The sequence below is a fragment of the Parvibaculum sp. genome (assembly GCF_035511255.1).
In the GTDB taxonomy this organism is placed as follows: domain Bacteria; phylum Pseudomonadota; class Alphaproteobacteria; order Parvibaculales; family Parvibaculaceae; genus Parvibaculum.
In genome coordinates this window covers 1-10,318 of the sequence record NZ_DATKFR010000341.1, presented here as the reverse complement: position 1 = coordinate 10,318, position 10,318 = coordinate 1, and the positions used below count along the sequence as shown (strand labels likewise).

Annotated in this window: 8 protein-coding genes; 4 read left to right on the top strand and 4 right to left on the bottom strand. The window is 61.0% G+C overall.

Annotated elements, in window-relative coordinates:
• Positions 1 to 74: 74 nt before the first annotated feature.
• The 3 genes from adeC to VMR03_RS13335 all read right to left on the bottom strand — a co-directional run bounded on the left by adeC (position 75) and on the right by VMR03_RS13335 (position 5,923).
• Complete coding sequence (gene adeC / locus VMR03_RS13345) at positions 75 to 1,535, bottom strand: AdeC/AdeK/OprM family multidrug efflux complex outer membrane factor (RefSeq protein WP_325406013.1); 1,461 nt, start codon at positions 1,533 to 1,535, stop codon at positions 75 to 77.
• A gap of 8 nt (positions 1,536 to 1,543) precedes the next feature.
• On the bottom strand, positions 1,544 to 4,681 hold the full coding sequence (locus VMR03_RS13340) for an efflux RND transporter permease subunit (protein ID WP_325406011.1): 3,138 nt from the start codon (positions 4,679 to 4,681) through the stop codon (positions 1,544 to 1,546).
• A 72-nt stretch (positions 4,682 to 4,753) separates the two neighbouring features.
• A complete protein-coding gene (locus tag VMR03_RS13335) occupies positions 4,754 to 5,923 on the bottom strand; it encodes an efflux RND transporter periplasmic adaptor subunit (protein ID WP_325406009.1) in 1,170 nt (389 codons plus the stop codon).
• Positions 5,924 to 6,302: 379 nt separating this feature from the next.
• On the opposite strand from VMR03_RS13335, the gene VMR03_RS13330 reads away from it, so the two are divergent.
• Entirely contained in the window at positions 6,303 to 6,428 is a 126-nt protein-coding gene (locus VMR03_RS13330) for a hypothetical protein (RefSeq protein ID WP_325406007.1), read from the top strand.
• Positions 6,429 to 6,469: 41 nt separating this feature from the next.
• Here the strand turns inward: VMR03_RS13330 and VMR03_RS13325 are convergent, their stop codons facing one another.
• Entirely contained in the window at positions 6,470 to 7,564 is a 1,095-nt protein-coding gene (locus tag VMR03_RS13325) for a carbohydrate kinase family protein (protein WP_325406005.1), read from the bottom strand.
• A 61-nt stretch (positions 7,565 to 7,625) separates the two neighbouring features.
• Between VMR03_RS13325 and VMR03_RS13320 the strand changes: the two genes are divergently transcribed.
• The 3 genes from VMR03_RS13320 to VMR03_RS13310 form a co-directional block, all read left to right on the top strand.
• Positions 7,626 to 8,207 (top strand): TetR/AcrR family transcriptional regulator, encoded by a 582-nt coding sequence (locus VMR03_RS13320; RefSeq protein ID WP_325406003.1) that lies wholly within the window; start codon positions 7,626 to 7,628, stop codon positions 8,205 to 8,207.
• 91 nt (positions 8,208 to 8,298) lie between these two features.
• Complete coding sequence (locus tag VMR03_RS13315; protein ID WP_325406001.1) at positions 8,299 to 10,038, top strand: N-acyl-D-amino-acid deacylase family protein; 1,740 nt, start codon at positions 8,299 to 8,301, stop codon at positions 10,036 to 10,038.
• Positions 10,035 to 10,318, top strand: a 284-nt coding sequence (locus VMR03_RS13310) for an alpha/beta fold hydrolase (protein WP_325405999.1), incomplete at its 3' end; no start/stop codon positions are given. The genes VMR03_RS13315 and VMR03_RS13310, both read left to right, overlap by 4 nt.

Sequence of the window (10,318 nt, the reverse complement as noted above, 5' to 3'; positions counted from 1 at the left end):
CCATCCGTCTTTTCCATTTCAACCGTCGCCATCGTCCTCTGACCGTCAGAGACAGGTCGCCGCGGGCCGCTACATCATGACTTGCCCGAAAGCGCTTCCGTCCGTTCCACCGTACCGCCGCCAAGAACTTTATAAAGCGTGACAAGATTACTCAGTCTCTCCAGCTCTATACTGATAAGAGTCTGTTGAGAACTGTAAAGAGACCGCTGTGAATCGAGAACCGTCAAATAACTGTCGATACCGCGCCGATAGCGCAATTGTGCAAGGTCGTAGCTGTCGTTCGTCGCCTTGACGAGCGCGCGCTGCGCCTCGACCTGATCGGTATAGGTGCCGCGTCCGGCCAGCGCGTCGGAGACTTCGCGGAAAGCCGTCTGGATCGCCTTCTCATACTGGGCGACGTAGATGTCGCGCTGCGCCTTCGAGACGTCGAGATTGGCCTGGTTCTTCCCTGCGTCGAAAATCGGCAGGCTGATGGACGGCACGAAACTCCAGGCGCCCGAGCCGGCGTCGAAAAGACCGGCGAGAGAAGTGCTGCTCGTGCCACCGGATCCCGTGAGTGTGATCTTCGGGAAGAAGGCCGCCCGCGCCGCGCCGATATCCGCGTTGGCCGCGCGCAACTGGTGTTCCGCCTCCCGGATATCCGGCCGCCGTTCCAGCAGATCGGAAGGAAGACCTTCGGGCAGCTCGGCCAGGAGCGCGTCGGCCTCGGTCAGATCGGCCTGGCCGAGCGCGCCGGCATCGACAGGCGTGCCGACGAGGAGGTCGAGCGCGTTCTTGTCCTGCGCGACTTGCCGCGTGTAAAGCGCGCGGTTGACGCGCGCGGTCTCGACGGAGGTCTGCGCTTGCGACAGATCGAGCTGCGAGGAAATGCCGCGCTTGAAGCTTTCACGGACGAGGCCGAGCGATTCCTCCTGCGCCTTCAACGTCTGATCGGTCAAAAGCAGAAGCCGCTTATCCGCCTGCAGGGTGAGATAAGCGTTCGCGACTTCCGCCACGAGCGAGACCTGCGACGATCGCTGTGCCTCCTCGGTTGCGAAATAGCTCTCGAGGGCTTCCTTGCTCAGGCTGCGCACCCGGCCGAAAAGATCGATTTCGAAAGAGGTGACGCCCGCCTCGACGCTGTATTGCGACGATGTCGTGGACTGACCGTAGGAAGACAGGGAAGCCGGTATGCGCTGGCGCGTACCGGAAGCGTCGGCCGAGATTGACGGAAAAAGATCGGCCCGCTGGATGCGGTATTGCGCACGCGCCTGCTCGATGTTGAGCGTCGCGACACGGAGATCGCGGTTGTTCGCGAGCGCCGTCTCGATCAGCCGTTGCAGGGGCTCGGCCTTGAAGAAATCCCTCCAGCCGAGAGAGGCAGCCTGCAATTCGCCCGGCTTGGTGGATGCCGCCTTTGTGTACGCATCACCCTCAGGCCAGCTCGCCGGCACGGGAGACGCGGGGCGCGCATAGTCGGGCTCGAGCGAGCAACCGGCCAGGAGCAAGATGGCCGAGAATGCGAGAGCGGGGTGGGTTAAATTTTTCGTCTTCATGGTTCGCCTCACTCGCCGGGATTCGCGGCTGGCACGTCGCCCGGGGTTTTCCCGCGGTGCGCCAACTTCTGGATCGCCACGAAAAAGAGCGGCACGAAGAAAATCGCAAGCACGGTCGCGGATATCATTCCGCCCATGACACCGATACCGATGGCATTCTGGCTGCCGGATCCCGCTCCCGAACTCGTCGCGAGCGGCATCACGCCGAGGATGAATGCAAGCGACGTCATGATGATCGGCCGCAAGCGCTGGCGCGCCGCGAGCATCGTCGCCTCGATCAGCTCCATGCCATCCCGATGGAGGTCTTTCGCGAATTCCACGATCAGGATCGCGTTTTTCGCCGCAAGTCCGATCGTCGTCAGGAGGCCGACCTGGAAATAGACGTCGTTCGAAAGCCCGGTCATGGTCGCCGCGAGAACGGCGCCCACGACGCCGAGCGGGACCACGAGCATGACGGACGCCGGAATCGACCAGCTCTCGTAAAGTGCGGCGAGGCAGAGAAAAACGAAAAGCAGCGAAATGGCGTAGAGCGCCGGCGCCTGCTGGCCGGAGAGCCTTTCCTCGTAGGAGAGGCCTGTCCATGCAAAGCCGAACCCCGCCGGGAGCTTTGCGGCCAGTTCCTCCATCGCGCTCATCGCGTCGCCGGAACTGTATCCCGGCGCGGCGTCTCCCATGATCTCGGAAGAGGAAACGCCGTTGAAGCGTTCCAGACGCGGCGATCCGTAAGTCCAGTGTGTCGACGCGAAGGACGAGAAAGGCACCATCTGCCCCTGCCCGTTACGCACATACCATTTGTCGATATCGCCCGGCAGCATACGGTGGGTGGCATCGGCCTGCAGATAGACCTTTTTGACCCGTCCCCTTTCGACGAAATCATTCACGTAGCTCGACCCGAACGCAGCCGAAAGCGTGTCGTTGATGTCGCTGAGCGACAGGCCGAGCGCGGAGGCTTTCTCCTGATCGACATCGACGCGGAATTCCGGCGTATCGTCGAGACCGTTGGGACGGACGTCGGCGAGCGCGGGATTGCTGGCCGCCATGCCGACAAGCTGATTGCGTGCCTCCATCAGCTTCTCGTGCCCGAGCCCGCCCTGATCGAGAAGCTGAAAGTCGAAGCCGGTGGCGTTGCCGAGTTCCATGATGGCGGGCGGCACCAGCGCGAACACCATGGCATCCCGCATACCGCCACCGAACTGCATTGCTCGTTCGGCGATCGCAAAGGCCGATTGTTTGGCGGAAGTACGTTCGTCAAATGGCTTCAGATTGATGAAGCCCATCGCGGCATTCTGGCCGTTGCCGGCAAAGTTGAATCCGACGACCGTGAAAAGACCGTCGACGCTGTCTTTCTCGTCGACAAGGAAATGCCGTTCGAGGGCCTCCACCGTTTCGAGCGTACGCGCCGCCGTGGCGCCGGGCGGCGCCGTCACCTGTGCGAACATGAAGCCCTGGTCCTCAGCCGGCAGGAACGAGGTCGGCAACCGCATGAAGAGAACGCCCAGAACCAGCACGATGACGCCGTAGATCAGGAAATAACGAGCGCCATGTGTGACGAAGGAGCTCACGCCCTTCAGGTAGTTCTCGCTCGCACGTTCAAAGTTGCGATTGAACCAGCCGAAGAAGCCATGCCTGGGCGCGCCGTGAGCTTTCACAGGTTTCAGGATCGTGGCGCAGAGAGCGGGCGTCAGGACCAACGCGACCAGCACAGACAACACCATGGCCGAAACCATCGTCAGCGAGAATTGGCGATAGATGGCGCCCGTGGAGCCGGAGAAGAACGCCATGGGAAGAAGCACGGCCGAGAGAACGAGCGCGATGCCGATCAAGGCGCCGGTGATCTGCCCCATCGACTTCCGGGTCGCCTCCCTTGGCGACAATCCCTCTTCCGACATGACGCGTTCGACATTTTCGACGACCACGATCGCGTCGTCGACGAGAAGGCCGATCGCCAGCACCATGCCGAACATGGTGAGCGTGTTGATTGAAAAACCGAATGCTGAAAGCACGCCGAAAGTGCCGAGCAGAACGACCGGAACGGCGATCGCCGGAATCAAGGTCGCGCGGATATTCTGCAGGAAGACGAACATGACGATCACGACCAGAACGATCGCCTCCGCCAACGTCTTGGCCACCTCCTCGATGGACAGACGCACGAAGGGCGTCGTGTCGTAAGGAAATTTCACTTCCATGCCCGCGGGGAAAAACTTCTGGAGTTCCGCCACCTCCGCGCGCACGGCCTTGGCCGTGTCGAGCGCATTGGCGCCGACGGCCAGGCGAATGGCGATGCCGGCGGCCGGCTTTCCGTTATAGCGGCCGATCGTGTCATAGCTCTCCGAGCCGAGCTCGACGCGCGCGACGTCCTTGAGCTTGACGGTCGAGCCGTCGGCATTCACACGGAGAAGTATCCGTTCGAACTGTTCCGGCGTTTCAAGACGCGTTTGCGCGTTGATAGTCGCGTTAAGCTGCTGTCCCTCCACCGCCGGCAAGCCACCGAGCTGACCGGCCGAGATTTCGGCATTCTGCGCCTTGATCGCGGTCACGACATCGTCGATGGTCATGCTATAGGTGCTGAGCTTGTTCGGATCGACCCAGATGCGCATCGCATGCTGCGGACCGAAAAGCTGCACCTCGCCGACACCGTTGACCCGGCTGATCGGATCCTGAACATGCGACGCGACATAGTCGGCAAGTTCCGTCCGGTTCATGCTGCCGTCCGGCGACAGGAAGGCGACCACCATCAGAAAGTTACGCGCGGACTTTGTAACGGTGACGCCCTGATTTTGAACTTCCTGCGGCAGAAGGGGCAGCGACGTCTGCAGCTTGTTCTGCACCTGCACCTGCGCGATGTCGGGATCGGCGTCCTGATTGAAGGTGAGCGTGACGGTCGCGCTGCCGCTCGACGTGCTGGTCGAGGAGATGTAACGCAGATGATCGAGGCCGTTCATCTTCTGCTCGATCACCTGCGTGACCGTATCCTCGATAGTCTTCGCCGACGCGCCCGGATAGCTCGCGTTGACGCTGACTTGGGGCGGCGCGATGGTCGGATATTGCTGGATCGGAAGTTCGAGGATCGACAAGCCGCCCGCGAGCATGATGACGATCGCGATGACCCAGGCGAAAACCGGACGGTCGATGAAGAAACTAGACATGATGGAACACGCGCCTTACTGAACCTCGGGTCTCGACTGCCGAATGGACGGCCTTTATTGCAAAGCTGCTCCTCATTGCGTCCCGCCGTTACTTTCCGCGCGCGCCGCCGCGGCTTTCTGGCCGGCGGGAACGGGTGTCGGCTCGGCGCCGGGCATCGTGAGCTTCTGAAGCCCTTCGACCACCACCTTGTCGCCGGCCTTCAGCCCCTCGGTGACGAGCCATTTGTCGCCAACCGCGCGCGCGGCCGTCACGGTCTGCTGTTTCACCTTGTTGTCGGGCCCGACGAGCCACACGACGGCCGAGCCGTCGGTGTTGCGGGTGACACCCTGCTGCGGCACCAGAAGGGCCTTCGGAAGCGCGCCCTGGCCGATGACCGCGCGGACGAACATGCCCGGCAGCAATTCTTCTTTGGGGTTTTGAAAGACGGCGCGGAGCTGCACCGTGCCCGTTCCCTCGTCGACCACGACGCCTGAGAACTGCAGCTTGCCGGTTTCGCCGTAGCTGTCTCCGCCGTCGAACTTCAGCGTGACCGGCGTCTCCATTTCGTCGCCCTCGACCCGGCCATGCGCGATGTCGCGCTTGAGCTTCAGCAAGTCGGCGCTCGACTGCGTGACGTCGACATAAATGGGATCGAGCTGGGTGACGGTCGCAAGCGCGGTCGTCTGGTTGGCGGTCACCAGCGCACCTTCCGTCACCGTCGATTTACCGATGCGACCGTCGATCGGTGAATAGACTTTCGTATAGGCGAGATTGGTGCGCGCGGTGTCGACATCGGCCTTGGCGGACGCGACATCGGCTTCGTTCTGTGCGAGCGTCGCGACGACATCGTCATAGTCCTGCCGGCTGACCGCATTGACCCCGACCAAATCCTTGTAACGTCCCGCCTTGGCGCGCGCCGTCTTCACATTGGCCTGCGCCTTGGCCAGCGCCGCGACCGCCGAATCATAGGAAGCTTTGTAAAGCGCCGGGTCGATCTGATAGAGCTGCTGCCCCGCCTTGACGTTCGCCCCTTCTTCAAACATCCGTTTGAGGATGATGCCGTTCACCTGGGGTCTGATCTCGGCGATGCGCACCGCCGATGTCCGGCCCACGAGTTCGGTCGTGAGTTCGAGCCGTTGCGGCTCGATGGTCACGTATCCGATCTCTCCGGCAGGTTGGTGCTGCTGATCCGATCCGTCGCCGCATCCGGATAGCGTCAGGGCCAGAGGCATGGCGACAGCCACGCCCAACACAAGGGTCATTTTACGCATCGAGATCACCGCATCGGAAATTGATCGGTGCCCCGTCTCGGCCTCAAAAACGCGAGGCACATGATGACCGCTGGGGGGGAGGGCGCGGGCATCTGCGAGACGGGGCAGTCCGCCATGGGCGGGCGATGTGTAACGTATATTACATTACACTTTTTTCAAGAGCGATCTTGCTCCGGATGACGATTCTTTCGGCAAATCTGCCCGCCATGCCTCTTGGCGTTCCGTCGAGAGCCCCTATAGGCCGACCTATATCGGCCCGATATATCAAGTCGCCGCGCCGTCCTTGAGGGAGGACTGCCAGAATGAATGTGACGACGCTCTGCCTGGGCGCTCTTTTCTTCGGAAAATCAATGGGTTACGAAATCAACAGATGTTCGAGGATGGCCCCTTCAGCCATTTCCTCGATGCGAGCTATGGCTCCATTTACCCTGCCCTGACGCGCCTGACGGCCGAAAGCAAGGTCACCTGCGAGGCCGCGCATCCATCGCGGTCATAAGCTCGACGATACGTTCGCGAAGCTTCGCTTCCTCGCACTCATCATGCGGCATCCTCATCAACGGGGAGCGAATTTACGGCATCCTCAACCTGAGCAAAGCTTTCAAGCTTGCCATAGGTTGCCAGGCCCTGCGCGACCATTGCAGCCGTTGCCGCCGCAAATTTCAGTGCCTCGCGATCGCTACGGCCCTTGAGGCGCGCCGTTATAAAGCCGGCGCAGAATGAATCGCCGCAGGTCGTCGTGTCTATCGCGGCAATCTTGAAGGCGGGCACCCGCCCGCGCAGGTCGCCTGCCGATACTATCGCGCCGCGCCGGCCATCCTTGATAGCGCAGTTTTTTGCACCCATCGCCACGAAAGCATCGGCCGCCGATTGCAAATCCTCAAGCCGGGTCAGGTAGCGCGCTTCGTCGGCGCTTGGCAGGAACCAGTCCACATGAGGAAGGATGCGCTCAAGTTCCTCCTTCGTGCCCGGACGCGGTGCGATGAGGTCGCAAAAAATTTCAACGCCTGCCGTCTTTGCCGCCTTGAGAAGATTTTCGCCCGCTCCGCCATCAAAAGTCGGCGCGCCGATGGCGGCGTAATGAAGGGCGCGAGCATTTTCCATTGCCGTGATCAGTTCATCCGTCAACGGTGGGATCGAGCCCGCACCGGGCGCGTGAAACGCCGGACGCCGGGCCTGAAGGTCGATTGGGAGGATGGTTGCGGAGGTGGGCAGACCTTTTATCACCGTGAGGAGGCTCGTATCGACGCCGCCTTCTTCGAGAGCGAAGCGGACAAACCTGCCCGTGAGATCGTCGCCGACAGCACCCGCAAGGCCCGTTTTCAGGCCGAGCTTTGCGGCAATACAAGCCGCACCTGCCGCCGTGCCCGCGGGCGCGCAGGCGATCTGCTCGATGAGCCGTCCGCCCTCATCCCTGGGGATTTCCGTAATTGGCCGACCCACAATATCGAGCGTCGTCAGACCGACACAGAGAAGGTCGAATTTCATAAGCTCATCCTTTCGATTATTATTTTGTCCTGAAAGCCGCGTCGGCTCGCGCGCAGGCCAAAGCAGGCTGAAGGACGCGGAGTGGCGCTCGATGAAAAGCTGAAGTAGAAGCGCCGGGTAGTTGTTTTCCGAAAGGCCCACCGACATGACGCGCCGACCGCGAGGACGACCTGCCCCCGATAGTGCCGACATCATTTCGGACGAGGCAGTGCTCGATGCTGTGCTTTGGGCCTTTGGAGAGAATGGTTTTGATGGCACCTCTGTCCGCGAAGTCGCTCGGCGTCTCGGTATCAGCCACAATCTGATACCCCAACGCTTCGGCTCGAAGACCGATCTCTGGTATGCCGCCGTGAAGCACGGCTTCAGCCATATGAACCGGGAACTGGTCCTTGAAGGGGAGCGGCTCGGCGATGACCAACTGGAAATTCTCCGGGGACTTCTCGTGCGCGTTCTCGAACTTAATGCGCTCAATCCATCGCTGTTGCGGATCATCAATTATGAAGCAGGCCGATCCGGCCCGCGTCTGGACTATATCGTCACAAATTTTGTCGGTCCGGCGCATGACTTCATGGAAAACTGGATCGGCAAACTCGCGGCCAGGGGCATGATCCGCAAACCCCCGGCAGGGCTGCTGTATTTTTTGATCAATCATGGCGCAGGCAGCCTTTTTGTCTTTCCCGGTCTTGCTGCACGCCTTCACAAGAACGCCAAAAAAATCAGCCCAAAGACCGTTCGCAAGCAGGCCGAGCAGATCATCAGCATATTTCTCGAAGGTCTTCTTCCCCGCTAGATACCCCAAGTCAATTAAATTGACAACTGTCACGAGCGCTGTTTTTCTGTCTTGAAACGATCCCGCATCGAAATCAGGAACAGGGGCTCTCATGTATGACCTGGTGATCAGGGGTGGAACAGTTATCGACGGAACCGGCGCCGCCGCCAGCAAGGGTGACGTTGCGATTTCTGATGGTTTCATATGTGCCGTGGGCGAAAATCTCGGCCCGGCACGCGAAGAAATCGACGCGAGTGGACTGCTGGTCACGCCAGGCTGGGTGGATATCCACGCCCACTATGATGGCCAGCTCACCTGGGATCCCCATGTCACACCGGCAGGCTGGAGCGGCACGACGACCGTCGTCATTGGAAATTGCGGCGTCGGTTTTGCGCCGGTCCGGCCCGATCACCACGCATTTCTCATTCAGCTTATGGAGGGCGTGGAGGATATTCCGGGTACGGCTTTGGCTGAAGGTATCCGCTGGGAATGGGAAACATTTCCGGAATATCTCGACGCATTGGAAAAACGCTCCTTCGCAATCGATGTCGGCACGCAGGTGCCCCACGGCGCTGTGCGTGCCTATGTCATGGGCGAAGGATTGAACGAAAACGAAGCCAGCCGGGAAGACATAGACCGGATGGCGGAAATCGTGCGCGAAGGACTGGAGGCTGGCGCTCTCGGCTTTTCGACATCGCGCACCGCGCTGCATCGGGCGAAGGACGGGAAGGTTGTGCCCGGCACATATGCATCAGCCGATGAAGTGCTCGGCATCGGCCGAATGCTGGGCCGCGTCGGACACGGTGTCTTCCAGATGGCCAGCGACTATCTGCCTGAAGATTACGAGATCGGCTGGATGAAGCAGCTCGGCCGAGAAACGGGCAAGCGCGTGCTCTACAGCGTCGTCCAGAGCGCGGGCGATCCCGACCAGTGGCGCCGCCTGCTGCGTGCCGCGGAAGAGGATGCGGCGGAGGGCGGTCTGCTGACACCGCAGATTGCGCCGCGCCCTGTCGGCTTGTTGCTCGGCTTCGAGAGCAGCATTCATCCCTTCTTCCTTCACGAGCATTTCAATGCCCTGAAAGGCCTGACGGTGGAGGGACGCGCGGCGGCGCTCCGCACGCCCGCAGTCCGCGAAGCCATCCTCGGCAACGCGCCCGACGTTTCACATTTCGGAGGCGTGCTTGCGATGATCACAAACGGCTTCGATACAATGTACCCGCTGGGAAAGAACCCGAACTACGAGCCTGCGCCTGAAGACAGCATCGCCGGGATCGCCGCCAGAGAGGGGCGCACCGCGCCCGACGTGGCTTATGACATTCTGGCGTCGGAGGATGGCGGAAACCTTCTATACCTCCCGATGCTCGGCTACGTGGATGGCAATCTCGACGCCACACGGGAACTGATGCGCCATCCCAACTCCGTCTACGGCCTTGCCGATGGCGGCGCTCATTGCGGCATGATCAGCGACGCAAGCATTCCAACCTTCCTGCTGACCCATTGGGGACGGGACCGGACACGCGGCGAGCGCATACCTCTCGAAGAACTGATCGAAAATCAGACCCGCCGCACGGCCGCGTGCTACGGCCTGTTAGATCGTGGGGTAATCGCGCCCGGCATGAAGGCCGACATCAACGTGATTGATTTCGATAATCTCCAGATTCACGAACCTGTGCTGACCTACGACCTGCCGGCCGACGGAAAGCGCTTCCTTCAGAAGATCACCGGCTATCGCATGACCATTTGCAGCGGCGAGGTGATTTACCGCGACGGGACGCCGACGGGCGCGCTGCCCGGCAAGCTGATACGTGGCGGCAAGGCATCTTCTGGAAATCGTGAAGGGATCGCGCAGTGACCCAACCCATCATGCCCAGAAGCATCAGTCTGCCCGGACGAGCCGGAGATCCCGACTTTCATCTGTCGACTTATGAGGCTGGCAGCGGCCAAGCCGTTGTGTTTGTGCATGGCTTTCCCGACCTCGCGATCGGCTGGCAGTATCAATTGCCCGCCGTTGCGACAGCGGGTTTTCGCGCCATTGCGCCCGACATGCGCGGATATGGTGGCAGCTCCTGCCCCTATCCGGTCGAGGCTTACACCATGTCTGAGCTGACAGGTGACCTCATTGCTCTCCTCGA